Origin of the sequence: Paractinoplanes hotanensis (genome assembly GCF_023717965.1) — a bacterium.
In the GTDB taxonomy this organism is placed as follows: Bacteria; Actinomycetota; Actinomycetes; order Mycobacteriales; family Micromonosporaceae; genus Actinoplanes; species Actinoplanes polyasparticus.
Genome location: NZ_JAMQOL010000030.1, coordinates 98716 through 122479 on the forward strand (window position 1 = coordinate 98716; position 23764 = coordinate 122479).

General features: G+C 69.8%; 27 protein-coding genes. 12 read left to right on the forward strand and 15 right to left on the reverse strand.

Features of this window, described 5'->3' with window-relative positions; translation table 11 throughout:
• The first annotated feature begins 4 nt into the window (after window positions 1-4).
• Entirely contained in the window at window positions 5-919 is a 915-nt protein-coding gene (locus LXN57_RS22050; protein WP_251800065.1) for an alpha/beta fold hydrolase, read from the forward strand.
• On the opposite strand, the gene mmsB is transcribed toward LXN57_RS22050, so the two are convergent.
• The 3 genes from mmsB to chvE are packed head-to-tail and all read right to left on the reverse strand — an operon-like array spanning window position 846 to window position 4749.
• Entirely contained in the window at window positions 846-2093 is a 1248-nt protein-coding gene (mmsB, locus tag LXN57_RS22055; protein WP_251800066.1) for a multiple monosaccharide ABC transporter permease, read from the reverse strand. The genes LXN57_RS22050 and mmsB overlap by 74 nt on opposite strands.
• The gene (gene mmsA / locus LXN57_RS22060) at window positions 2090-3622 is read right to left on the reverse strand and encodes a multiple monosaccharide ABC transporter ATP-binding protein (RefSeq protein WP_251800067.1); all 1533 of its coding nucleotides are present in this window, start codon (window positions 3620-3622) and stop codon (window positions 2090-2092) included. The genes mmsB and mmsA overlap by 4 nt, the downstream gene beginning before the upstream one ends.
• Entirely contained in the window at window positions 3622-4749 is a 1128-nt protein-coding gene (gene chvE / locus LXN57_RS22065) for a multiple monosaccharide ABC transporter substrate-binding protein (protein ID WP_221377270.1), read from the reverse strand. Before chvE ends, mmsA begins: the two co-directional genes overlap by 1 nt.
• Window positions 4750-4956: 207 nt before the next feature.
• On the opposite strand from chvE, the gene LXN57_RS22070 reads away from it, so the two are divergent.
• The 4 genes from LXN57_RS22070 to LXN57_RS22085 all read left to right on the forward strand — a co-directional run bounded on the left by LXN57_RS22070 (window position 4957) and on the right by LXN57_RS22085 (window position 7218).
• Complete coding sequence (locus LXN57_RS22070; protein ID WP_251800068.1) at window positions 4957-5775, forward strand: class I SAM-dependent methyltransferase; 819 nt, start codon at window positions 4957-4959, stop codon at window positions 5773-5775.
• Window positions 5776-5888: 113 nt separating this feature from the next.
• Window positions 5889-6290: a GNAT family N-acetyltransferase gene (locus LXN57_RS22075; RefSeq protein WP_251800069.1), complete on the forward strand. Its 402-nt coding sequence runs from the start codon at window positions 5889-5891 to the stop codon at window positions 6288-6290.
• Between the two features lie 176 nt (window positions 6291-6466).
• Window positions 6467-6619: a hypothetical protein gene (locus LXN57_RS22080; protein WP_251800070.1), complete on the forward strand. Its 153-nt coding sequence runs from the start codon at window positions 6467-6469 to the stop codon at window positions 6617-6619.
• Window positions 6616-7218, forward strand: a complete 603-nt coding sequence (locus LXN57_RS22085) for a P-loop nucleotide/nucleoside kinase family protein (RefSeq protein ID WP_251800071.1) — start codon at window positions 6616-6618, stop codon at window positions 7216-7218. The genes LXN57_RS22080 and LXN57_RS22085 overlap by 4 nt, the downstream gene beginning before the upstream one ends.
• An 85-nt stretch (window positions 7219-7303) precedes the next feature.
• On the opposite strand, the gene LXN57_RS22090 is transcribed toward LXN57_RS22085, so the two are convergent.
• Both LXN57_RS22090 and LXN57_RS22095 read right to left on the reverse strand, forming a co-directional pair.
• Window positions 7304-7753, reverse strand: coding sequence for a hypothetical protein (locus tag LXN57_RS22090; RefSeq protein ID WP_251800138.1), 450 nt, complete (start codon window positions 7751-7753; stop codon window positions 7304-7306).
• Between the two features lie 257 nt (window positions 7754-8010).
• A complete protein-coding gene (locus LXN57_RS22095; protein WP_251800072.1) occupies window positions 8011-8157 on the reverse strand; it encodes a hypothetical protein in 147 nt (48 codons plus the stop codon).
• A 75-nt stretch (window positions 8158-8232) separates the two neighbouring features.
• On the opposite strand from LXN57_RS22095, the gene ybiA reads away from it, so the two are divergent.
• Entirely contained in the window at window positions 8233-8796 is a 564-nt protein-coding gene (ybiA, locus tag LXN57_RS22100) for a riboflavin biosynthesis intermediates N-glycosidase (protein WP_251800073.1), read from the forward strand.
• Window positions 8789-9112, forward strand: a complete 324-nt coding sequence (locus LXN57_RS22105) for a cupin domain-containing protein (RefSeq protein ID WP_251800074.1) — start codon at window positions 8789-8791, stop codon at window positions 9110-9112. Before ybiA ends, LXN57_RS22105 begins: the two co-directional genes overlap by 8 nt.
• On the opposite strand, the gene LXN57_RS22110 is transcribed toward LXN57_RS22105, so the two are convergent.
• Window positions 9085-9960 (reverse strand): MEDS and STAS domain-containing protein, encoded by an 876-nt coding sequence (locus tag LXN57_RS22110; RefSeq protein ID WP_251800075.1) that lies wholly within the window; start codon window positions 9958-9960, stop codon window positions 9085-9087. The two genes, LXN57_RS22105 and LXN57_RS22110, sit on opposite strands and share 28 nt — an antisense overlap.
• A gap of 250 nt (window positions 9961-10210) precedes the next feature.
• Between LXN57_RS22110 and LXN57_RS22115 the strand changes: the two genes are divergently transcribed.
• The 3 genes from LXN57_RS22115 to LXN57_RS22125 all read left to right on the forward strand — a co-directional run bounded on the left by LXN57_RS22115 (window position 10211) and on the right by LXN57_RS22125 (window position 12760).
• A complete protein-coding gene (locus LXN57_RS22115) occupies window positions 10211-11143 on the forward strand; it encodes a glycosyltransferase family 2 protein (RefSeq protein WP_251800076.1) in 933 nt (310 codons plus the stop codon).
• A complete protein-coding gene (locus LXN57_RS22120) occupies window positions 11136-12233 on the forward strand; it encodes a glycosyltransferase (protein WP_251800077.1) in 1098 nt (365 codons plus the stop codon). The genes LXN57_RS22115 and LXN57_RS22120 overlap by 8 nt, the downstream gene beginning before the upstream one ends.
• A 77-nt stretch (window positions 12234-12310) precedes the next feature.
• A complete protein-coding gene (locus LXN57_RS22125) occupies window positions 12311-12760 on the forward strand; it encodes a hypothetical protein (RefSeq protein WP_251800078.1) in 450 nt (149 codons plus the stop codon).
• 6 nt (window positions 12761-12766) lie between these two features.
• Here LXN57_RS22125 and mraY read toward each other — a convergent pair whose 3' ends face one another.
• The 3 genes from mraY to LXN57_RS22140 form a co-directional block, all read right to left on the reverse strand.
• Entirely contained in the window at window positions 12767-13870 is a 1104-nt protein-coding gene (gene mraY, locus LXN57_RS22130; RefSeq protein WP_251800079.1) for a phospho-N-acetylmuramoyl-pentapeptide-transferase, read from the reverse strand.
• 97 nt (window positions 13871-13967) lie between these two features.
• A complete protein-coding gene (locus LXN57_RS22135) occupies window positions 13968-15413 on the reverse strand; it encodes a class I SAM-dependent methyltransferase (RefSeq protein WP_251800080.1) in 1446 nt (481 codons plus the stop codon).
• The gene (locus tag LXN57_RS22140; RefSeq protein WP_251800081.1) at window positions 15410-16279 is read right to left on the reverse strand and encodes a hypothetical protein; all 870 of its coding nucleotides are present in this window, start codon (window positions 16277-16279) and stop codon (window positions 15410-15412) included. Before LXN57_RS22140 ends, LXN57_RS22135 begins: the two co-directional genes overlap by 4 nt.
• A 223-nt stretch (window positions 16280-16502) precedes the next feature.
• On the opposite strand from LXN57_RS22140, the gene rho reads away from it, so the two are divergent.
• Window positions 16503-17618: a transcription termination factor Rho gene (gene rho / locus LXN57_RS22145; RefSeq protein WP_251800082.1), complete on the forward strand. Its 1116-nt coding sequence runs from the start codon at window positions 16503-16505 to the stop codon at window positions 17616-17618.
• A gap of 5 nt (window positions 17619-17623) precedes the next feature.
• On the opposite strand, the gene LXN57_RS22150 is transcribed toward rho, so the two are convergent.
• From LXN57_RS22150 to LXN57_RS22160, 3 genes are all read right to left on the reverse strand, one after another.
• A complete protein-coding gene (locus LXN57_RS22150; RefSeq protein ID WP_251800083.1) occupies window positions 17624-18385 on the reverse strand; it encodes a hypothetical protein in 762 nt (253 codons plus the stop codon).
• Complete coding sequence (locus tag LXN57_RS22155) at window positions 18382-18912, reverse strand: RNA polymerase sigma factor (RefSeq protein ID WP_251800084.1); 531 nt, start codon at window positions 18910-18912, stop codon at window positions 18382-18384. Before LXN57_RS22155 ends, LXN57_RS22150 begins: the two co-directional genes overlap by 4 nt.
• 127 nt (window positions 18913-19039) lie before the next feature.
• On the reverse strand, window positions 19040-19723 hold the full coding sequence (locus LXN57_RS22160; protein ID WP_251800085.1) for a nucleotidyltransferase domain-containing protein: 684 nt from the start codon (window positions 19721-19723) through the stop codon (window positions 19040-19042).
• Window positions 19724-19735: 12 nt separating this feature from the next.
• Between LXN57_RS22160 and LXN57_RS22165 the strand changes: the two genes are divergently transcribed.
• Complete coding sequence (locus tag LXN57_RS22165) at window positions 19736-19879, forward strand: hypothetical protein (protein ID WP_251800086.1); 144 nt, start codon at window positions 19736-19738, stop codon at window positions 19877-19879.
• A gap of 160 nt (window positions 19880-20039) precedes the next feature.
• On the opposite strand, the gene LXN57_RS22170 is transcribed toward LXN57_RS22165, so the two are convergent.
• The 3 genes from LXN57_RS22170 to LXN57_RS22180 form a co-directional block, all read right to left on the reverse strand.
• A complete protein-coding gene (locus LXN57_RS22170; RefSeq protein ID WP_251800087.1) occupies window positions 20040-21932 on the reverse strand; it encodes a pectate lyase-like domain-containing protein in 1893 nt (630 codons plus the stop codon).
• 201 nt (window positions 21933-22133) lie between these two features.
• Window positions 22134-23297 (reverse strand): RNA polymerase sigma factor, encoded by a 1164-nt coding sequence (locus tag LXN57_RS22175; protein WP_251800088.1) that lies wholly within the window; start codon window positions 23295-23297, stop codon window positions 22134-22136.
• Entirely contained in the window at window positions 23294-23632 is a 339-nt protein-coding gene (locus LXN57_RS22180; protein WP_251800089.1) for a YciI family protein, read from the reverse strand. Before LXN57_RS22180 ends, LXN57_RS22175 begins: the two co-directional genes overlap by 4 nt.
• Window positions 23633-23764: the final 132 nt, after the last annotated feature.

Here is a 23764-nt window from a genome sequence, read left to right on the forward strand (position 1 = left end):
GGGGATGTTCGAGGGGTTCACCGACGAGATGGTCGACGTGGGCGAGGTGGCGCTGCGGGTGCGGCACGGCGGGGACGGGCCGGCCGTGCTGCTGATTCACGGGCACCCGCGTACGGGATCGACCTGGCACCTGGTCGCGCCGCGGCTGGTCGAGGCGGGACTGAGCGTTGTCTGCCCGGACATGCGCGGATACGGCCGATCGACCCCGGCCGCGATCAAAGACGACCATTCTCAGCAGTCGAAACGTGCAGTCGCGCAGGATTTTGCGCGGCTCATGCACCGGCTCGGGCACGAGCAGTTCGCCGTGGCGGGACACGACCGCGGCTGCTATGTGGCGTTCCGCCTCGCCCTTGACCATCCTCACGCCGTACGCCAACTGGTTGTCATGGACGGTGTGCCGATCAGCGAAGCCCTCGCCCGGTGCGACGCGCGCTTCGCCGCCGCCTGGTGGCACTGGTTCTTCTTCGCCCAGCCGGACAAGCCCGAGCGAGCGATCCTGGCCGACCCCGACGCCTGGTACGTGGGCTCACCCGAGCGGATGGGACGGGACAACTACGAGGAGTTCCGCGCCGCCACCCGGGATCCGGCGACCGTCCGGGCCATGCTCGAGGACTACCGCGCGGGACTGACCGTCGATCTCGAGCACGAGCGGGCCGGTCCGAAAGAAATCACCTGTCCGGCGCTGTTCCTGTGGTCCACGGAGGACGACATGGAACAGCTGTACGGCGACCCACTCGCCATCTGGCGCGAGTGGGCCGCCGACATCCGTGGCGTGCCGATCGAGTCCGGGCACCACATGGCCGAGGAGAATCCGGCCGCGGTCGCCGCGGCCTTGACCGGGTTCCTCAGCGGCTCGCGCCGGCCCGCCGCTTCGTCCACACGTCGAACGCGACCGCGGCCAGCAGCACCGCGCCCTTGACCAGCATGACCTGCTCGCTCGGAGCGCCGATCAGGCTCATGCCGTTGTTGATGACGCCCATGATCAGGCCACCGGTGATCGCGCCGACGACCTTGCCGACGCCACCCTGCACGGCCGCGCCGCCGATGAAGGCGGCGGCGATCGCGTCCAGCTCGAGCTGGTCGCCGCCGGTCGGGTTGGCCTGGTTGAGCCGGCCCGCGAAGATGATGCCGGCCAGCGCGGCCAGCACGCCCATGTTCACGAAGATCCAGAACACGACGGCCTTGGTCTTGACGCCCGAGAGCGTCGCCGCCTGCAGGTTGCCGCCGACGGCGTAGATCTGCCGTCCGAAGACCGCCCGGTTGGTCAGCAGCGTGTAGCCGAGCACGAGCCCGGCCAGCAGCACGAGGACCCACGGCAGGTTGCGGAACCGGGCGAGCTGCACGACGACGAACATGACGACCACCGAGGCCGCCACGATCTTCGCCACGAACAGCGCGAACGGCTCGACGACCTGCCCGAAGCGCGCACGCCCGGCCCGCGAGCGCCACTGCGAGACCACGATGCCGCCGACCGCCAGGACCCCGATCAGCACGGTGAACAGGTCGGCGCCCCCGAGCGCGCCGAGCCCGATGTTGCCCAGGTAGCCCTCGGTGAAGCCGTTGGCCAGGGTCCGCACCTCGTCGGGGAACGGGCCGATGCCCCGGTTGCCGAGGACGTTGTACGTGACCGCCCGGAACAGCAGCATGCCGGCGAGCGTGACGATGAACGCCGGGATGCCGAAGTACGCCACCCAGTAGCCCTGCCAGGCGCCGATCAGTCCACCGACGATCAGGGTGATCAGCAGGGCCAGCGGCCACGGCACATCGTGGTTGACCATGAGAACGGCCGCGACCGCACCGGTGGCCGCCACGATCGACCCGACGGACAGGTCGATGTGCCCGGCGATGATCACCAAGATCATGCCGATGGCCAGGACCAGGATGTACGAGTTCTGGACGATGACGTTGCTGATGTTCTGCGGGGCGAGCATGTCGCCGCCGGTGAGGATCGTGAACAGCAGCACGATGGCCGCGAACGCGATGTAGATGCCGCTCTGCCGCAGGTTGATGCGGAACCGGCGGGGGCCGCCGGGACGGCGGTCGTCCGGAACGGCCGGCTGCTTGCCGGGAGCGAAAGTCGGCGCGACGCTCACGAGCGTGCCTCCTGTCCGGCGGTCATGAGGGTCATGAGCCCTTCCTGGGTGGCCTCGGCGCGCGGCACCTCACCGGTGATCCGCCCGGACGAGAGGGTGTAGATGCGGTCGCACAGCCCGAGCAGCTCGGGCAGCTCGCTCGAGATCAGCAGGATCGCCTTACCGGCCTCGGCGAGCTGGTTGATGATCGTGTAGATCTCGTACTTGGCGCCGACGTCGATGCCCCGCGTCGGCTCGTCGAGGATCAGCACGTCGGGGTCGGTGAAGATCCACTTGGACAGCACGACCTTCTGCTGATTGCCGCCGGAGAGCTTGCCGGTGATGCTCGAGACGCTCGGCGCCTTGATGTTCATGCTCTGCCGGTACGACTCAGCGACCTTGTACTCCTCGTTGTCGTCGACCCAGCCCCGGCGGGCCAGCTTGCCCAGCCCGGCCGACGAGACGTTGCGCTTGATGTCCTCGATGAGGTTGAGCCCGTACCGCTTGCGGTCCTCGGTGGCGTACGCGATGCCGTGCTTGATCGCCTCGCCGACGGAGCGCAGCTTGATCTCGCGCCCGTCCTTGATGATCCGCCCGCTGATGCCGGTGCCGTAGGCCCGGCCGAAGATGCTCATGGCCAGTTCCGTACGCCCGGCGCCCATCAGCCCGGCCAGGCCGACGATCTCGCCGCGGCGCAGGTTGAGGTTCGCGCCCGCGACGAGCAGCCGGCCGTGCTGGGTCGGGCTGTGCACCGTCCAGTTCTCGACCCGGAAGACCTCATCGCCGATCTTGGGCTCGCGCGGCGGGAAACGGTGGTCGAGGTCGCGGCCGACCATGCCACTGATGATCTTGTCTTCGGTGAGGCCCCGGGCCTCCAGCGTTGTGATCGTCTTGCCGTCGCGCAGGATCGTCACGCGGTCCGCGATCTCGAGGACCTCGTTCAGCTTGTGCGAGATGATCACGCAGGTGATGCCCTCGTCCCGCAGGCCGCGCAGCAGGTCGAGCAGGTGGGCCGAGTCCTCGTCGTTCAGCGCCGCGGTGGGCTCGTCGAGGATCAGCAGCCGCACCTGCTTGGACAACGCCTTGGCGATCTCGACCAGCTGTTGCTTGCCGACGCCGAGGTCGAGCACCTGGGTCATCGGGTTCTCGTGCAGGCCGACCCGGCTCATCAGCTCGGTGGCGGCCGCGTTGGTGCGGTTCCAGTCGATCAGGCCACGCCGGGCCCGCTCGTTGCCGAGGAAGATGTTCTCGGCGATCGACAGGTTCGGCGCCAGCGCCAGCTCCTGATGGATGATCACGATGCCACGGTGCTCGCTGTCCCGGATGCCACCGAAGCGGCACTCCTGGCCCTCGAACGTGATCTCGCCTTCGTAGTCGCCGTGCGGGTAGACGCCGGAGAGCACCTTCATCAGGGTGCTCTTACCGGCGCCGTTCTCCCCGCAGATCGCGTGGATCTCGCCGCGGAGCACCTCCAGGTTGACGTCGTCGAGCGCGCGAACGCCCGGGAACGTCTTGGAGATGCTCCGCATGCGGAGGATGGAGTCGCTCATTACTGGAGCTGAGCCTCGGTGTAGTAGCCCGACTCGACCAGTTCCTTCTTGTAGTTGGTCTTGTCGACGATGACCGACTCGAGCAGCATCGAGGGCACGATCTTCTCGCCGTTGTCGTAGTCGGTCGTGTTGTTGGTCTTCGGGGTCTGACCCTTCAGCACCGCGTCCGCCATCTCGACGGTCGTCTTGGCCAGCTCGCGCGTGTCCTTGTAGATCGTCGAGTACTGCTCGTTGCGCAGAATCGATTTGACCGAGGCCTGCTCGGCGTCCTGACCGGTGACGGTCGGGTAGGGCTTGGCCGAGGTCCCGTACCCGTTGCTCTTGAGGGCCGAGAGGATGCCGATCGAGAGCCCGTCGTAGGGCGAGAGCACGCCGTCGACCTTGGCGCCGTCACGGTAGGTGGAGGTGAGCAGGTTCTCCATCCGGTCCTGCGCGGTCTTGGCCTGCCACCGCAGGATCGCGACGGTCTTGAAGTCGGTCTGCTTGCTCTTGACGACCAGGGTGCCGTCGTCGATCTTCGGCTTGAGCACGCTCATGGCGCCGTTGAAGAAGAACGTGGCGTTGTTGTCGTCGGGCGAGCCGGCGAACAGCTCGATGTTGAACGGGCCCTTGGCGTCGCCCGCCGACCCGTCCGCCTTCAGCACCTTGAGACCGGTGAGCAGCGAGGTCGCCTGCTGCACGCCGACCTTGAAGTTGTCGAACGTCGCGTAGTAGTCGACGTTGGGGCTGTTGCGGATGAGCCGGTCGTAGGCGATGACCGGGATCTTGTTGGCCTTCGCGTTCTCGAGCTGCGTGGTGATCGCGGTGCCGTCGATCGACGCGATGATCAGCAGCTTGGCGCCCTTGGTGATCTGGTTGTCGAGCTGCTGGGTCTGGGTCGGGATCTTGTCCTCGGCGTATTGGAGGTCGACCTGGTAGCCGAGCGCCTCGAGCTGCTTCTTGAGGTTGTCACCGTCGCTGATCCAGCGCTCGGACGAGCGGGTCGGCATGGTGACACCGATCAGAGCGCCCTTGCTGTCACCGGCGCCGGCTTCCTTGTCGACGGTTTTCTCGCTCGAACCACATGCGGCCAGGGAGGTCGCAAGCACGGCGGCGGACACCACCGCACCCATCCTGGACAGTCTCATGCGGTACTCCTTCATCGGGTCCATCGGAGTTGAATGGCCACGAGTGTGAACGGTCACACGAAGACGTGTCAACCGCGCTTAGCAACGTTGCCGACATTTGAGCGAAACTTTGTTATCGATAACAGGACGGTCTCGAACGCCGCCACGATGGTCGATGCGTGGTAAACCAGGCTGGATACACGACCGTCGCTGTGGCTGGATGGAGGCATGGATTTCGACACGGCGACCCGGCAGCGGATGGCAGCGATCGAGGCCAACTGGGACGAACGAACCCCGATCCACGCGGCCAGCCAGTTCTACGCGCGCGACCCCGAAGCGTGGTTCGCACCGTACGAGTGGGAGGATCTCGGCCCCCTGACCGGCCGCGACGTGCTGCATCTGCAATGCCACCTCGGCACGGAGACGCTGGCCTTCGCCCGGCGCGGCGCGGGCACGGTGACGGGCCTCGATGTGTCAGATTCGTCCTGTACGTCGGCCCGGCGGCTCGCCGCGGCGGCCGGCCTCGCCGTCGAATACGTGCGGGCAAACGTCTACGACGCGGTCGAGGCGCTCGGCAACCGGCGGTTCGACGTCGTCTACACCGGCAAGGGCGCCCTGCTGTTCCTGCCGGACCTGACCCGGTGGGCCGCGCAGGTGGCCGGCCTGCTGCGGCCGGGCGGGGTCGCGTACGTCGTGGAGTTCCACCCGCTCTTCTCGTCGCTGGGTGTGATGCCCGGCGATTCGCTGCTGCTGCGCAACGACTATCTCGCCGGCCGCGGGGCGCGCGAGGTCGACGCGACCTGCACCTACACCGACGGGCCGCCGCTGACCGGCGCCACCGCGAGCTACGAATGGGCGCACGGCCTGGGCGAGGTGGTCACCGCGCTGATCGGAGCCGGCCTGACCATCTCGTCGCTGCGCGAGAGCGACGAGATCCCCTGGCCCAACTGGCCCGGCATGGAGCCCACCGCGAACGGCTTCTTCCGGCTGCCCGCGTCGGCCCCGAAGATCCCACTCGTCTACGCGTTGCGGGCAACCGCCGGATGACCAAATCAGCGGCGCCTCGGCGAGCACTCGCTGAACCCGAGCGGCGATCTCGACGCCGTCGGCCGGTCCGCGGAATTCCGATGTCCCCGCCCGCCGGCCGGTAGCCTGCCCCGGTGACTGTGTCGCTGGTCGTCAAGTTTCCCGTGGACGACGCGGAACTGACCGCCCTGCACGCCCGCGCCTTCGACGCCGGCCCGTCCCCGATTCACCCCTGGGCTGAGCGCCTGGCCCGCCACGCGCTCACCTGGATCGGCGCCTACGATGACGACCACCTGATCGGTTTCATCCAGGTCAGCTGGGACGGCGGCGCCCACGCCTTCCTGCTGGACACCGCCGTGGACCCGGCGAGCCGGCATTCCGGCCTGGGCACCGCCCTGGTGGTGGCCGCCACCCGGGAGGCGCGCAACGCGGGCTGCACGTGGTTGCACGTCGACTTCGAGCCCCACCTACGCCTCTTCTACCTCGACCGCTGCGGCTTCCGTCCCACCGAGGCCGGCCTGATCCGCTTGAACTGACGTCCTTGCCTGCCAACGGCGCCCGGCCTCGCCCGTGGAGCTTGCGCGCCCGACGGCCGGCCATCCGACGAGGGCCGACGACTGCGCCGACATGGGCGAGGCGCCCGACAACCGCGCGGGCCTGTTTGTAGGCACCTGGTCCGGCCCCACCGGACGAATTTCTCTCGGGACAAAGTGTGACCGAGCAGAACTCTTTCGGCTCCACCCGGGCGGCGATCGAGGATGCCCTCGGACTGCGCGGGTCGGAGGCCTTGATCGGCCCGATTGGCCGGCTTTGCGGATGGTCGCGGATGCTCGTCGGCGAGGGCCGTGCACTCTGGAGCACGTGAATGAGACGGTGAAAGATGCGCGCGCCGCCGATGGCCCGACATTGTTCTTGATGGTAGGTCTTCCGGGGTCGGGGAAGACCTTTCGAGCGCGGGAGCTGGCGCAGGAGCGTGGGGCCCTGCGGCTCACCCCTGATGAGTGGGCCCTCACCATCTTCGGCCAGGAAGACCGTCACCAGGAGCCCGGCGGTATGCGGTGGCTGCTGGAGGGCCGGCTTGTCGCACTGGCCATCGATGCCCTGCGCCTGCGGCTCAGCGTCGTTCTCGACTTCGGACTCTGGTCGCGCGACGAGCGCTCCGCCCTGCGGTGGATGGCCACTTCAGTGGGAGCCTCCTGCGAGATCGTGTACCTGCCTGTGGACCGCGACGTGCAATGGAGCCGGATTCAGAACCGCTGGAAAGACACGCCAGAGCAGACATTTCCTATGGCCGAGGCGGAGCTCGACCCCTGGAGAGAACAGTTCCAGGTCCCTGAAGCAGACGAGCTCTCCGGTCCGTTACCGCCCTCGCCGCCGCCCGGGAATGAGAGCTGGTTCGACTGGGCAAAGCAATTCTGGCCCTCCCTCGCTCCGAGCTTGAACGGGCGACTCATCGAGAGATGACTGTCAACCGAGCCCGTCGCCGGCGCCATCGGCGAGGACGTACAGCAGCTCGGCAGCTTCGCTGAGCCGTTCGAGCAGGACGGCGTCACGGGGACAGCGGGGCGGTCGACCCGTCGTCGAGGGCTCGCCTGATTTTCTCCATGCCGGTGCGGATCAACCTGCCGTAGTCGTCGTCCGGGAGGGTGTCGATGTCCGCCTCGGCGGCGGTCAGGTGATGCCGGGCGGCCGGGACGTTGCCCAGGCGGCGATGGGCGTCGGCCAGGTTGAGATGCAGGGACGGCATGAACGCCCGCACCTGGAACGACGCGTCGTGCTGCCGGGCGCGTTCGTCGGTGAGCTCGGCGGCCACCGCGAGCGCCCGCTCGTCCCACATCAGCTCGTCGGCCACCGAGTCCTGCAGATCGGCCACGAAGTGCGCGATGGTGCACCGGTGCAGAGCGTCGCCGGTCTCGACCCACAGCCGTTCCAGCTCGGCGCGCGCGCCGGCCCGGTCACCGGCGTGGCCCAGCCCGATGGCAGCGGTGATCGCCGCCATGATCTCGTCGCCGTTGTTGCCTGCCGCCTCCGGCACAGTTCGCTCCCCCACAGGACGCCACATCAGGACCCCGTGATCCTGCCCCCTCGACCAACTCGAGAGTCAAGTCGAGGAGAACCGCGCGGCAGTCGCCACCCCGGCCGGCGAAAGCGCAGGCACGGCGCGCTCGGACAAACCCGGCCCGACGAACGAGACCCGCCGAGCGAGCGACCGCACCGAGCCCGCCAGGCCGGCGCGAACCGAGCCGGCGCGAACCCTCATTGGGCGGCCCGGCGGATCGCGGCGGTCGCGGCCGCTCGGAGTCTGGCCCGGTGGGCTCGGCGGGCGCGGAGAGCGGCCGGCACCACCGAGGGCCGCGAGGGCGACGAGACGGGGCGGGTGGTGGGCTTGGCGTCGGGGTTCATGGGACGAACGTAGGGGTGGGGTATGACAGAAAATGGGGTCTGCAAGGCGGCTCGGTGTGGGGCAGACTCGCGGGCATGTCTGTCATGGTCCGCAGCGTCGGCGAGCTCACCTCGTACGTGGCTCAGGAGAACCGCGTCAAGTATCTGTTCTTCTGGGGGCATCAGCCGGAACGTGACGGCAGCACGGGCGCCGGGTGCCTCAGTCAGTGGTGGCCGCAGGCGTTCGAGGCGGATGGTCACGAGTTCGCCAGCGCCGAGCACTACATGATGTGGCGCAAGGCCGTGCTCTTCGGGGACGACGCCATGGCTGCGCGGATTCTGCGCGCGCCGCATCCCAAAGTGGCGAAGACCCTGGGTGGCCGGGTGGCCGGGTTCGAGCAGGCTACGTGGAACCAGCACCGCTTCGAAATCGTCGTGTCCGGCAACCTGGCCAAGTTCGGCTGCCATGACGAACTGCGGGACTACCTGCTGACCACCGGCGACCGCGTTCTGGTCGAGGCCAGCCCGCTCGACCGCATCTGGGGCATCGGCCTCGACCGCAACGACCCGGCCGCGGCCGACCCGCGCCGCTGGCGGGGCGCCAACCTGCTCGGCTTCGCGCTCATGGAGGTCCGCGACCGCCTGCGTAGCCATGGCTGACTTCGTGATACGCCGCTGGGATCTTGCGCACTTCCCGGGCGACCAGGCGCCGCCGCACGTCCATCACGGCGGCGACGAGGCGTTCTGCGTGCTGCGTGGGCGCCTCGAGGTGCTGATCGGCGACGAGCGGCGGGTCCTGGCGGCCGGCGACTTCGTGACCGTGCCGGCCGGCACGGCGCACACGTTTGCAACCGTCGACGAGGCGGGGGCCGAGGTGCTGGCGGTGATGACGCCCGAGATCGACGAAGTGGTCCGCGCCCTGCACGGCGCGGAACGGACGAGGAACCGCTACCGCTCGTCGGTCGTCGCCGGGTAGCCGGACGAGACGACCAGGCCGGGCATCGACGCCGCGCCGTGGAAGTTCAGCAGGCGGAGCATCACGGCTGAACACCCGACGATGTGCGTCGGGCCCTGGTGGGCCGCGTCGAGAAGGACGCGGGCGGCGGCGGTGTCGGCGAACCTCAGGGCGGTCGCGTCGATCGTCACGAGCGCCCCGGGCTCGCGGACGGCGAAGATCTCCCTCACCATGGCCGCCAGCGCGTCGCGGTTGGACATGTCGGCCTCGCCCGACAGCCACAGCCCGTACGGCTCCTCGGTCTTGCGGATGCGCAGCGACGTGTCGGGATCGAAGGGCAACAGCGGTCCGGCCGCGCCGGGGTGCGCGAGGGCCAGGCGCCTCAGCGTCATGGGGTCGAACAACCTCTGGTCGTACACGCAGACGCCCATCACGAAGCCGTCGGCGAACATCTTGTTGCACCGGGCCTCGTACCACTCGAGACGTTCCGTGCCGGGGAACCGCCGGAGCGCCCAGTTCATCTCGCCGACCACACGCATGCCCCGGTAGCCCTCGGCGCGCGTGCGGGCCTTCTCGGCGCTCCAGAGCGCGAGCGTGCCCTCGGCGTCGAACGAGCCGCCGGCCAGATAACTGCCCTCGGGGGTCACCGCCACCAACTGCCCCGACCCGATCGCGGCCTCGGTGGCGACACCCCGGCGGGCCAGCGCCGACAGCACCGCGCCGGGCTCGTCGCCGGAATAGATGACTTTGTGATCGGCACGAAGCCCGCCGAGCAGAACGCCGGCGATCGCGTCCCGCCGGATCTCGTCGTCGTCGACTGTCCAGCACACGTGGTCGCCGAGTTCGAGGCGATCGAGCAGCCCCGCCACGGCCATTCTCCTTCGTCCGCCCGGACCAACGTGCGGTTCACCGTACGCTTCGAAACGCTTCCGTCGCGTTACCTCGGTCGAGTGACTTCGCCCTGTGAAACCACCCAAGAGCGCTGTGAAACCACCCAGGAGCATGCAACCGGGACACATGGCCTTCGCATCGACGCCTCCTGCCATTAACCGCACGGCTGCCGGGCCCGCCTAGTGTCCGGCAGAACCACTCCGGCAGCCTGAAGCAGGTATCCACGACATGGACGTCAGCGTCGTCATCCCGACGTGCAACCGCCCGGAACTGGCCACGCGCGCCGTCCACAGCGCCCTGAGCCAGACCCACCGCGACCTCGAGGTCATCGTCGTGATCGACGGGCCGGACGACGACACGGTCCTCGCGCTCAAGGAGATCGGCGACGAGCGGCTGCGGGTGCTCGTGCTGCCCGAACGCGGCAAGGCTCCCAACGCTCGCAACCAGGGCGTGAAGGCGGCCGAGGGCCGGTACGTGGCGCTGCTCGACGACGACGACGAGTGGATGCCCGCCAAGATCGAGACGCAGCTGGCGCTGGCCGCCAGGGCCACCAAGGCCTCCCCCATCGTCGCCACCCGCATGATCAACCGGACGCCGCGGGCCGACAGCGTGATGCCGCGCCGGCTGCCCGGGCCGGGCGAGCCGCTCAGCGAGTATCTGACGGTGCGCCGCGGCCTGTTCTACGGCGACGGCTTCATCCAGACCTCGACGATCATGGCGCCGACGGAGTTGCTGCGGCGCGTTCCGTTCACCGTGGGCCTGCGCCGCCAGCAGGAGCTGGACTGGACGCTGCGCGCGCTCCAGCACGAGGACGTCGAGCTGCTCTACGCCCCCGAGGCGCTCGTGCTGTGGCACCAGGACGAGAACCGCGACCGGATCAGCCTGCACAACCCGTGGGAGGAACAGCTCGCCTGGCTGCGCTCCAGCCGTGACCTGTTCACTCCCCGTGCGTACGCTGCGGTGACGATGAGTGTGATCAGCTCGATGGCAGCGCCCACCCGTGACCCGAAGGTCTTCCGGGAGCTGCTGTCCGAGGCGCGCGCCCCCGGCCGGCCGGGCGCGCTCGACTACGTGACCTTCCTGCAGATCTGGGCGTTGCCGCCGAACGTCCGTCACCGCGTCCGCGATCTGGTTGTCGGCCGCAAGAACGCCGATGCCTAGGGTTCTCGTCTGGCGAAGCGCGATGCTCCTCGGCTCCGAGACGTTCATCCGCAACCAGGCCGACGCGCTGACCCGCTGGCAGCCGGTCTACGCGGGCGCGGCGAAGGTCGACTCGGTGCTGGCCCGCGACGACGACCTGATCGCCTTCCCCACCGAGGCCGACCGGCGCGCGTTCCTGCGCCTGCGGCTCACCGGCTCGTCGCCGCACCTGCACAAGCTGATGGCGACCGTACGGCCGGACCTGGTGCACGCCCACTTCGGCGGCGACGGCTGGCTGGTCAGTGGCGCCGCCGCCGGGGCCCGCGTGCCCCTGGTGGTGACCTTGCACGGCCACGACGTGACCCGCCAGCCGTCGAGCACCGGCCCCAAGGGCGTCCGCTACCGCCGCAACCTGCGCACGGTGTTCGAGCGGGCCCGGGTGCTCATCGCCGTCTCCGAGGTGATCCGCCGCAAGGCCATCGAGCGGGGCGCCGACCCGGCCAAGGTCCGCGTGCACCACACCGGCGTGCCCGTCCCGGCCACGGTTCCCAGCGCTCCGAAGCAGTGGGACGTGGCGTTCGTGGGCCGTTTCGTCGAGAAGAAGGGCGCCGACGACCTGATCGCGGCCCTCAGCACGCTCCGGGCCAAGGCCCTGTTCATCGGCGACGGCCCGCGCTTCGCCGAGATGCAGGGCTACGCCCGGAGCCTGGGGGTGGACGCCACGTTCGCCGGCGCCAAGCCCGCCGCCGAGGTCTACCGCCTGCTGGCCGAGTCCCGGGTGCTGGCCGCCCCGTCGCGCACGGCGGCCGACGGCGACAGCGAGGGATTGCCCACCACGATCGTCGAGGCGATGGCGCTGGGTCTGCCGGTGGTGGCCACGCACCACAGCGGCATCCCCGAAGCCGTGACCGACGGCGTGACCGGCCTGCTGGGTCCCGAGTCCGATCGCGAAGCCCTGGCCGCCAACCTGCGCAAACTGCTCGCCGACCCGGCGCTGCAGGCTTCCATGGGCGCGGCCGCCCGGTCCCGGGCCGAGTCCGGCTTCGACGTCGTCCGGCAGAGCCGTCGCCTCGAGGACATCTATGACGAGGCGATCGCGGCACGCCACTGACGCGAAGTGTGGCCGGCGGGTTACCATCCGAAGTGGACGATCGCAGGTGAGCATCCCATCGACGAGGAGCCCGGTGCATGTCCGACTCAGAGTTCAGCCCTGACGCCCTGCGGACATTGATCCGTGCCGGCGCGTGGATCGACCGCCCGGACGCCAGGAAGGCCGCGGTGCACCTGCTGACCTTCACCAAGCTGCCGGACCAGCCCGGTTTCGCCGAACTGGTCGAGGTCGTGCAGATTCCCGAGTACGACGACGGTCAGGACATCCAGGTGGCCGTGATCCGGGACTGGGCGGCTGTGTTCGCCTTGCCGGCGGTCGCGCGCCTGTCCGAGGACGACCGGCGGTTGCTCGCCCTCGCGGAAAGCCTCCTCACCGGGCAGCCCGTCGATCTGGCGGCCAACGTCGCGGTCAGCGGGCACGACCACGCTCTCCGGATCATGGAGGCGATGGTGATCGCCACCGGCTACCACATGAAGTACACCCTCACGCCGACCGCGAGGCTCACGACGAGGTACGCCCAACGCTGACCACCGTCATCCGACGGCCGCCAGGAAGTCCGAGTAGAACAGGCCCAGGCCGGCCGCCACGCACATGCCGGCCACGATCCAGAACCGCACGACGATGTTGACCTCGCTCCACCCGGCCAGCTCGAAGTGGTGGTGCAGCGGAACCATCCGGAAGACCCGCCGGCCGGTGGTCCGGTACGAGACGATCTGGATGATCCAGGTCGTGATGATGAGGACGAACAGCCCGCCGATCACGATCGAGAGCAGCGTGGTGCGGGTGGCCACAGCGAGCCCGCCGATCAGGCCGCCGAGCCCGAGCGAGCCCACGTCACCCATGAAGATCCGCGCCGGGGACGTGTTCCACCACAGGAAGCCCAGGCAGGCGGCGGCCGCCGCGGCCGCGATCATGGCGATCTCCAGCGGATCCCGCACCTGGTAGCAGTAGTCGTTCGCCCGGGTGTACGCCTCGTCGGCGCACCAGTGCCGGTACTGCCAGAAGCCGATCAACGCGTACGCGCCCAGCACCAGGATCGACGCGCCGGTGGCCAGCCCGTCGAGGCCGTCGGTGAGGTTCACGCCGTTGGACATCGCCGTGATGACCAGGACGAACACGATCACCGAGCCGACCTTGCCGACGTCCAGCCAGCTGATGTCGCGGATGAACGAGATGTTCTCGCTGGCCACGGTCTGGCCGTTGGTGCTGGCCACGGAGAGCGCGGCGATGCCGAAGCCGGTGCCGACGATCGCCTGGCCGAGCAGCTTGCCCTTGGCGGACAGCCCGTCGGAGTTGCGCCGCCGCACCTTGAGGAAGTCGTCGAGGAAGCCGACGACGCCGCAGAAGACGAACAGGCCGAGCAGGACCAGCGCCGTCATGGTCGGCTGCTCCTGCGCGATCTGCCGTTCGGGCAGGGTGGTCAGCGCGATGTGCCCGGCGGCGTACGCGAACACCGTCGCGACGATGAACGCGACGCCACCCATCGCGGGCGTGCCGTGCTTGCCCTCGCTGCTCGCCAGCCCGAGGGAGCGGATCGGCTGGCCGGCCTTGAGCGCCGTGAAGACGCGGATCGCGACCGGGGTGCCGAACAGGGAGATGATGAAGGCGACCGCGGCCGCGACGATGACCGCCCTCACGAGCGCGCCGCCACGGGACCCGGATTTCTCACGTCGTCGATCACGGGACAGGATCTTGCCATCCGGCCCCGGGCGGAGCAGACCCGACGTCCGGGCGTCAGCTGCCGCGGGTGCGGCGGACCACCGAACGCATGGCCCGCTTTCCGGCTCGCAGGCCGCCGACCAGCGTGGTGGCGGCCCTGCCGGGCACTGTCGCGGAGAGGAGCGCGTTCATCTGGCGTACGCGCTTCAACTCGGCCTCGCGGCGGAGCAGCAGCTGCTCGTACCACTCGTGCTTGGCCTTCGCCTCGGACAACTCGCGGGTCAGGCGGTCGCGGTCGGCCAGCAGGTCGCCGACGGCGTGCGCCCGGGGCTTGTCCGCCGGCGGGACCTCGGACGGTTCGAGTTCGCGGCCGGTCATGCCGGCCAGGACGGCGGTCAGTTCGGCCTCGTCGGCTCGGATCGGCCACAGAGGGGCGTAGCCGCCGGAGATCGCTGAGGCGGCGAAGGTGCGCAGGGCGGTGAGCGGATCTGCGGCCGGCGCCAGGGCGGTGAGTTCGCCTTTGTCGCCGACGACGGTCTGGGCGGCGGGCACGCCCGCGCAGGGTGACGCCTGCCAGGTGGTGAGCAGGTCGCGCAGGGTGGGCAGGTCGCGGCGCTGGGCGGCGGCCAAGAGGTGGTCCTCCAGAGTGCGGCCGCGGGGCAGCTCGGTGGCGGGGAGCCGGAACTCCCGGCCGTGGATCACCGCGTCCGGCGCGGCGGCATCCGGGGGTGCGCCCGGGCCGCGGTGCGCGATGACCACCCAGGCCGGGGCCAGCTCGGTCGCCAGGCCGTTGCGGACGGCGGCGGTGGCCAGGCGGACGGGGTCGGTCAGCACGTCGGCGGTGGGCTGGACGGCGGTGGCCACCGCTGCTTCCAGGGCGCCGGCGAGCGCGGCGTCACCCTGGATCTCCCGGCTCAGCAGCACGGTCGGTGAGGGCAAGCCCGGGTACGCGGCGTAGTCCCGCTGGACGCGCAGACCACTGCGGGTCAGGTGGGTGAGGAGCCGAGCGTGGCCGGCCGGGCGTTGCGGATCGTGGTCGTCGGGGATCGTCCAGTCGGCGTCGGTGGGCGTGGCCGGCAGGGCCGTCAAGCGGTGGACGCCGAACAGGTTCTCCACGCCCAGCAGCAGACGGCCGCCGGGTTTCAGGACGGCCAGCAGGAGGTCGAGTGTCTCGGTCCAGGAGTGCGGCTCGGCCTCGGCCGAGTGGAGGCGGTCGAGGCCGTCCAGGGCGATCACTGTGTCGTACGCGGGGACCGCGGCCAGCTTCTCCAGGCTGCCGCACACGACCGTCGACCCGCGGGCGGCCAGCAGCTCCGCGTCGGCGGCGCCCCGCACGAGCACCGTGACCTGCGCGGGCGGCAGGGCCTCGAGCAGCTCGGGAGCGTGCGGACCGGCCACCAGCGTACGGCCGAAGCGTTGTGACAGCAGGGACCGCAGCGCCTCGCCCGAGACGGGATCGCGGCCGTGGCTGCCGTCGAGGTCGGACCAGAGGAGCATCTCGCCGCCGATCAGCGTGGTCATCGGGTCAGCACTCCGGTCAGCTCGAAATCGGGATCGTGACGCAGGGACGGCCAGCCGAGCACGCGGCGCAGCTCGGCCGGGGGCAGCAGGCGGTCAGCGCCCAGCTCGGCCGTGGCGATCCGGCGCGCCACGGAGACGTCCAGCACAGGTCCGTGCAGGTCCGCCCATTCCCGTACGATCCTCCCCTGACCGCCGAAGGCCGACTTCTCGCGCTCGAGCTGCATGGGGTCGCCGTAGACCGCGGGCTCGCAGCCGGCCAGCGTGCCGTACATGATCGCGCTGCACAGCCGGTTCGACGCGACCCGGGAATGCCGGCGCTGCTCAGCCAGTTGACGGTAGAGGAATCCGGGGTCGAGGTCCTTCCACCAGCCACCCCGGTAGCCGTGGCAGATGACCCGGAAGCCCGCCCGCTCGTACGTGGCCCGCACCCGCTTGTCGCGGTATTCCTGCCAGTAGAGACACACCGTCACCGGGCCTTCCTCGGTGGCCCGGATCTCCTCGATCAGGCCCTCGTGGTTGCCGATGATGTGCTGCCCCTCCCAGCCGTGGAACGGGTAGAACAGCGTCCCCCGCCGCGGCGGCGCGTCGGCCGGTTCCGGTTCCGGTTCCATCGCGAGCAGGTACGCCCACGGCGAGCCCACCACGTAGACCTCACGCCGGCCGAGCGACCAGGCCCGCCGCCGCACCCGCTCCGACCAGACGAACTTCGGGACGCCCGGGACGTACTCGTGGTCGGGGGCCATCCCGTCGCCGATGTTCCAGCCGTGCTGCAGATAGCCGTGCAGGCGGGGCGGATCGGTGTCGTCGAGGCCGCAGTAGCGGGCCAGGACGTGGCTGTGGCCGTAGTAGTGGTTCGCGTGGTGCACGAGGCATTCCATACCGCGCAGGCGTACGCCGGGCAAACTCGGCGTGTCGGCGGGATGTCATCTCGCGACCCCGTGCTATCTTCAACGCAGCCTCCGGGCGTGGCACCAGTTCTGGTAGCCCCCGGGGCGAACATCCGGCCGAGACCATTCCGGCCTTCCTTACAGCGCCTCTCCCGGCGTTTTCTCTCACCCTGCGTGTCGCAGGCTCTTGAGGAGTACCCCCATGACAGTCACACCCACCCGAGGCCGCACCACGCAGGCCTACGAAGACGTCGCCTTCGACGCCCTGCTCGACGTGGTCGACGACCGCGCCTGGCTACGCGTCGACGGCTACCTGCCCGGCAAGAACGACATCCCGGTGAACATGGCCGAAGTGCGGCGGCTCGGGCTGCGCCGCGGCGACCGGATCAGCGGCACCGCCCGTACGACCGGACGCAAACCCGCCACCCTGCAGCTCGACCAGCCGATGGGCCGCCGGCCCGACTTCTACGAACTGACTGCGCTCTATCCGCAGGAGCGGCTGCGCCTCGAGACCGACCCGCAGCTGCTCACCACCCGCGTCATCGACCTGGCCATGCCGATCGGCAAGGGACAGCGGGCGCTGATCGTGGCGCCGCCCAAGGCCGGCAAGACGACGATCCTCAAGCAGATCGCCCACGCCGTCGCCCGCAACAACCCCGAGGCCCATCTGATGGTCGTGCTCGTGGACGAGCGGCCCGAGGAGGTCACGGACTTCAGCCGTACGGTGCGGGGCGAGGTCGTGGCGGCGACGTTCGACCGTCCCCCGCACGAGCACACGGCGCTGGCCGAACTCGCCGTCGAGCGGGCCAAGCGCCTGGTCGAGCAGGGCCGGGACGTCGTCCTGCTGCTCGACTCGATCACCCGGCTGGGCCGCGCCTACAACCTGATCGCGCCGGGCCGGGGGCGTACGCTCTCCGGCGGCCTCGACGCGTCGGCGCTGTACCCGCCCAAGCGGTTCCTGGGCGCAGCCCGCAACATCGACGGCGGCGGCTCGCTCACCATCATCGCCACGGCGCTGGTCGAGAACGGGTCGGCCATGGACACGGTGATCTTCGAGGAGTTCAAGAGCACCGGCAACGCCGAGCTCAAGCTCGACCGCTCGCTGGCCGAGGCCCGCGTCTTCCCGGCGATCGACCTCTCCTCGACCGGCACCCGCCACGACGAGACCCTGCTCTCCCCCGCCGAACTCGCGATCGTCACCCAGGTGCGGCGCGTGCTGGGCACCCCCGACGCGATGCGCCAGCTGCTCGACCAGCTGCGCGGCACGTCCTCCAACAACGAGTTCCTGCGCCGGGTGGCCCACTCCCTGGCCGCATGACGCCGTCAACGCGCCGGCCGCGCGTCCCTGAGGATCCGGCCGTCGTTCAGCAGCACGTCGTAGGTGCGCGGCACGTCACGCCACTTGCCGTTGCCGTCCTCGACCAGCGCCCGGCCCGGCCACCACGCGACCCAACGGCCGTTGTGGACCGTCGCCTGCACGGATATGCCCTCGGTGTGGATGGTCAGACCCGCCACTCCCGGCCCGGCCGCCCCCTCGGTGATCGAAACGCCTTCGGGGAAGACTGAGAGGGCCCCTTCCATGAACCGGCCCGCCGGAGCCTTCTCGAACGGGCCGGAACTGCCGGAGGCGGTCGTCTTCACCTCGTCGACGTCGTCGGTGCCGGGCAGATTGCGGGCCAGGCAGGACGCCTCCGATGCCGGGTTGTCGTAGCGGTAGACCATCGCCACGTATTCGCCCCGGCGTTCGGCCAGCACCAGTTCGGCCCGATCGAGGTCCAGCGCACGGTAGATGCGCAAATCGTCCTGGCAGGCCGCACCGACCAGCCCGGTCTCGGCCGAGGTCAGTGGCATGGGGACCGCTGTCCACGTGGCGTACGCGCGGCCGTCGCCGCCCCACGGCGCTACCGCCAGCACGACGGCAACCGCGGCGGCCACGGCCGGAATCAGCATCCAGCCCCTTCGCCCGGCGAAGCGGCGGGGCGGATCGGGTGGAGTGGCGACGATGCGGTCCAGAGTGGTGGCGGCCCGCTCGTACTGCTCGAAGGTGGGTGCGGTGGCGATGTCCAGGGCTCGCAGCGACTTCACGACTGGGCCTCCATGAGCTCGGTGAGAAAGGCGCCCGGGGCGAGATGGCCGCGCAGGGCCCGGCGGGCGCGCATGAGCCGGATCCGGTAGGTCGCGGCGCTGATGCCGAGCACACGGGCCGCCTGCGCCGAGGTCAGATCCTCGAACACGGTCAGGGCCAGGACCTCCTGCTCGGCCGGGCGCAGCCGCCGCCACGCGGCCGCCAGGTCGATCAGCTCGGCCGAGGGCTCGCCCGGCTCGTTTCTCGAGGCGGACGCGACGCGGACCTCGAGGGCATCTTGGCGGCCCTGCCCACGGCGGGCGTTGAGCAGGCAGTGCCGGACGATGCCGAACACCCAGGCGCGGGCGTCGTCCCGTCGCCGGGGCGCGTCGTCGAACCGCCGCCACACCACCAGGAAGGCCTCAGCGACAACGTCCTCGGCCTGGTCCGGGTGCCCGCGGCGCTGAGCGAAGGCCAGGACGTCGGCGTACGCGTCGGCATAGAGCGCCCGGAAGCGCCCCTCCCGATCGGGTTGCAGTGTCGTCACACCCCTACCTGTCCGGCCGCCCGGCTGTTGTTACCCGGGTGCCGCGTTGATCGACGATTCCCCTGTGGAGCGATCGGCGAGAACGCGGGCGTCCGCCACGAGGTGGCCGCCCCGTGCCGGTTCCTGGTCAGAGCGCTCGGGACAGGATGAGGTCGATGTCGGCGCCCCACTCGTCGAGGACGTCGCCGTGGCCGTGGGCGAGGGCCAGCTCGGCCACGGCCGGAAACAGCTCGACCGGGTGGTCGGCCACGTGGGCCGGCGCCAGGGCTTCGTTCCACGGGTCCGGCAGCGGGTGGGTGGCCAGCTCCCACTCCAGGTACTTGTTGTACGGGCGGATCCGGCCGTGCAGGGCGAACACCGTTTCCAGCAGCCACGGGACGCTCTCGCGCTCGTCCATCAGGGCGGCCTCCGGGTGTCCGTCGCGGCGGCTCTTGACGGCTCGGTAGAGCTGATTCACGTACCCGTCGAGGGCCTCCCGCGCCCACGAGCGGGCCTCGTCCGCGGTCGGGACGGCCTGGCGTTCGACCAGGGCCGCCACGCCGCCCCGGTCGAGCAGCACCTGGGCACCGCGGAAGCCGTACCGTGGCCACCGCACCGACGTGTCGGCCAGCTGCTCCGGGGTGAGCACGCCGAGGTCCAGCTCCGGCGAGCGATCACGCTGCCAGGCATCCGCGGGGGCGGTGACGACCACGATCACGTCGACGTCGGAGTGCTCGGTGGCCAGGCCGCGGGCATGCGAACCGGTGAGGATCACGGCGGCGACTCTGGGGTCGGCCGTCGCGCGGGTCAGGAGGTCGTCGAGGAGAGGCACGAGAATGATCCTATGGATCTTCAGGACGTTGTCGACCGGGTTGTCGCGCGCACACCGGGCGTGAGGTGGTCGATCGCCGTGCCGGGGCGGGCCGCGCCCGGCGACACCGCCGTGGTCTTGCACGCCATGCGCGAAATGGGAACCGCACTGTCGTAAAGCCGCAGCATCCTGAGCTGTTCGGACAATGCCGAAACGGCTGGGCGGGGGCAGAATGGCGAACGGGACGGGTGCCTACCCCGCCAGGAGGCATCCTTCCCCTGAACGTGGAAAAGGCCGGAACTCCCCGAGAGGGTTCCGGCCTTTCCTCATCCGATCGTCACGGCGCCGGATAGTCCGTCACGAACACCGGCTGTCCGACCTTGGTCATGTCGGCGGCCGCGCCCTCCCCGTTGACGACGTGGTTGATCACGCCGGCGCTGAGGTTGACGGTCATGATGTGGTGCAGCTTCACACCGGGGCGCTTCGGCACCTCGAAACCGTTCTCGGTCTCGATGGCCGGGTTGTTCTGGTTGAAGACGTAGACCCCCGCGCCGTACAGCGTGTGGTTCCTGACCTTGTCTCCGACCTTGTACCCGGCGTAGCCCTTGACGTTGCCGTTCATCCAGTCCGCCTGCGTCGGCGGGTCGTACGGCAACTCGTTCTGGTAGAGCACCGTGACGCCCTTTTCGCCGTTCCAGATGGTGTTGTACTTCTGGAAGTGCTCGACGAACAGGCCCGTTGCGGTCACGTTGTCGCCGTTGATGACGGCGCCGTAGCGGCCGGTGTTGGTGCGCCACCGCTGGGTGTCGCCGTTCACGCCCTCGGTGAAGCCCTCGACGCCGTGGTCACCGCGCCACACCCAGGTGTGGTCGATCAGCACGTTGTCGCTGTTCACCTCGAGCGCGGTGTCGACCTTGCCGATGTGCGGGCCGCCCACCCGGAAGTAGACGTCCGACAGCGTGGTCGGGTTCGCGGCCGAGCTGATGCCCAGCCCGTTCTTGTTGCCGACCTGCAGCAGGTTCTTCGACTCCTTGAGACCCGCGTCGATCGTGACACCCGCGATGATCACACCGGGGACGTCGGCCACCTTGATCGGCGTGGCCCCGTTGACCGCGGTCAGCGTGGCGTGGCCGATCCCGAGCACGACCTGGTTCGGCCGCAGCACGTGGATGGTCTGATCGATGTTGTAGACGCCCGGCGTGAACAGCAGGTTCTTGCCGAGCAGGAGGTTCGCGTTGATCAGCCACTCGGGGTCGGACGGCTTCGCGACGAAGAAGTCGCTCAGCGGGAGCGTCCGGCCGCTGGTGAGGTTCTCGTCCCAGCTCACACCGCTGGTGTTGCGGTGCGCGCTCGGCACGCGGACGGCGTACTTGCCCTTCGCGTCCACGAACAGGAACGGCTTCTCCCGGCTGAGCGGGGTCTTCTCCAGGGTCGTGTACGGCGGGTCGGGGAACGTCGCGTCGTCCGGCGCGCCCTCGACGCCGGCGAACACCTGGTTCCACACCGCGTTGGACCAGTTGCCGACCTTGCTGTTGCGGGTCAGCCACTGCTGCTGCGAACCGTTGGTGACGCCGCCGAACTGCGAGTCGGCGATGAAACCACCACTGGCGTACTGCGGACCGGCAGTGCAGTAGTCCATCAGCGTGAAGCCGCCGTCGACGTTGAGCCGGCGCAGCGACACGGCCTGCGAGACGGCCCAGAAGTTGGCGCCGGCCCGGCACCCGTCCTGGCCCGCTCCGTTGACCTTGATGGAGAGGTTCGACAGCGTGCGCCAGAAGTTGACCAGCGCGAGGCAGTTCGCGGTGCCGTTCTCGGTGAGGCAGCGGTTGTAGACCTCCACCTTGCCGTTGATCACCACGTCGTTCGGGGAAGCGCCGAGGCCGGAGACCTCGGTGTAGTAACCGACCTTGATCTGCAGCGGCTGGGCATCGGTGCCATAGGTGCCCGGCTTGAACAGGAAGGCGTACCGGTTGGTTCCCATTTCGGCGTTGACCTGCTGCGCGTACGCGGCGTCGAGCTTCGCCTGAATGTCGGCGACCGGCATGCTCGGGTCGAAAATGGTGACGTTGGCGCCGAATCGGGGGGTGGCCGCGCTGGCGGCCGGAATTGCGGTGGGGGCTGCGGCGGCGGGCACGCTGGTGAGCGCACCCACGGTGACCGTGGCGAGCCCAACGGCGAAAATCCGTCGCAGTTGCCGGCGACCGGACGGCCGCCCGGCGTTTGTCGTCATGCGGGAAGGTCCCTTCCGTTAACGGGGGAGCAACAAACTGGATCACAGCAAGCAATAGACACATCGACATGTCAAGGACCGGAACGGGCGCCGGGTGCGGCATTCGCACAGGCATCGGACATCTCGCCGCGGTTCCGGAACGCACCTTGCCCGAATGGCCCCGGGGAACGGATGTTCGGACGCCGGAACCGGTACCGGCGATCACCCGGTACCGGTACCGGGAGCGCTTTCCCGACGCCGCCGGAGGTGGTCACGCTCCGTGTCGGTCAGGGCCAGCGCCAAGGCGATGTCGAACTGTTCCGTTGCCGCGGCAGTCCGGCCGAGTCGCAGGAGCATCTCGGCCCGGGCGGCCGGCAGGTGATGGTTGCCGGGCAGGTCGACATCGAGCAGATCGAGCGCGGCGGCCGGGCCTTCGGCCTCGGCGACGGCGACGGCTCGGTTGAGGCGCACGACGGGTGAGCCGGTCAGATCCTCGAGGCGCGCATAGAGCGCGGCGATCGCCGGCCAGTCGGTGTCGGCGGCCTGCCGGGCGACGGCGTGGTGGGCGGCGATCCGAGCCTGCAGGCGGTACGGCCCGACGGGCGCCGGCGCGTCGAGCAGGGTGAGCGCCTCGACGATGTCGCGGTCGTCCCACCGGCCACGGTCCTGGTCCGGCAGTAGGACAATATGACCGTCGGACAATCGGGCGTGCCGGCGCGAGTGCTGCAGCAGCATGAGTGCCAGCAGCGCGGTCGTCTCGGGTGCGGGCGGCATCAGCCGGCAGATCCGGATCGCTTCGGCCGCCAGTTCGTGCCGGTGCGACCGGTACCCCTCGGTGAACAGCAGGTAGAGCACGGCGAGAACGCCCTCGGCCCGGACCGGCAGGTCGTCGGGCGACGGCACACCGAGCGGTATCCCGGCGGCACGGATCTTCTGCTTGGCCCGGGTGATCCGGGCGGCCATGGCCGGCTCGTTCACCAGGAAGAGGCGGGCGATCTCGGGAACCGTCAGCCCGGCCACGAAGCGCAGGGTCAGGGCGACGCGGGCCTCGAGGGCGAGCGCGGGATGGCAACAGGCGAAGAGCAGTTGCACGGAATCGTCCTCCGCCTCTCGCGTGGAGAGCGCTGCCTCCGGGGTGATCAGTCGTGGGAGGTAGCGAAGCAGGGTCTCGTCGCGGCGGCGGCGGTCGACGGCGCGGCGCCGGGCCACCGACAGCAGCCAGGCCGCCGGGCGTTGCGGGACGCCCTCGCCCGGCCATTGGCTGGTGGCGGCGGCGAAGGCGTCCTGCAACGCGTCCTCGGCCAGGTCGAAGCTGCGCAGCTCGGCGACCAGGGTGGCCAGCAGCGGTCCCCGGTGCTCGCGGAAGGCGGCCTCGACGGCGCTCATTCGTACGCGACCACCGGCCGCACCTCGACGATGTCACCCAACTCGGCGAGGGCGTGCCCGAACTCGAGCGCCTCGTCGAGGTCGCGCGCCTCGACCAGGTAGAAGCCGCCCAACTGCTCGGCTGTCTCGGCGTACGGACCATCGGTGAGCAGGCCGCCGGGGCGGATGGTCGTGGCCGTGCCGGAGAGCGCGAGCTCCTCGCCGCCCCGGTCGGCGCCCCGCTCCTTCAGCAGGGCGGCGAACCGGCCGTGCGCCTCGTACGCCTGGCGCCTCTGTTCCTCGTCGGCTTCGGCCCAGTTCTTCTCGGTCTGGTAGATCAGCAGCGCGTACTTCATCCGTACCTCCCGGACTCATCATGGATGTCATCCGGTCGTCGCACGACGTCCCGCGAAATCGACAATGCGGCGCGATCGGAGCCGGCGCCCGCAAGAATTTCCCAGGCGAGCCTTAAGCCGATCGCAAGTGGG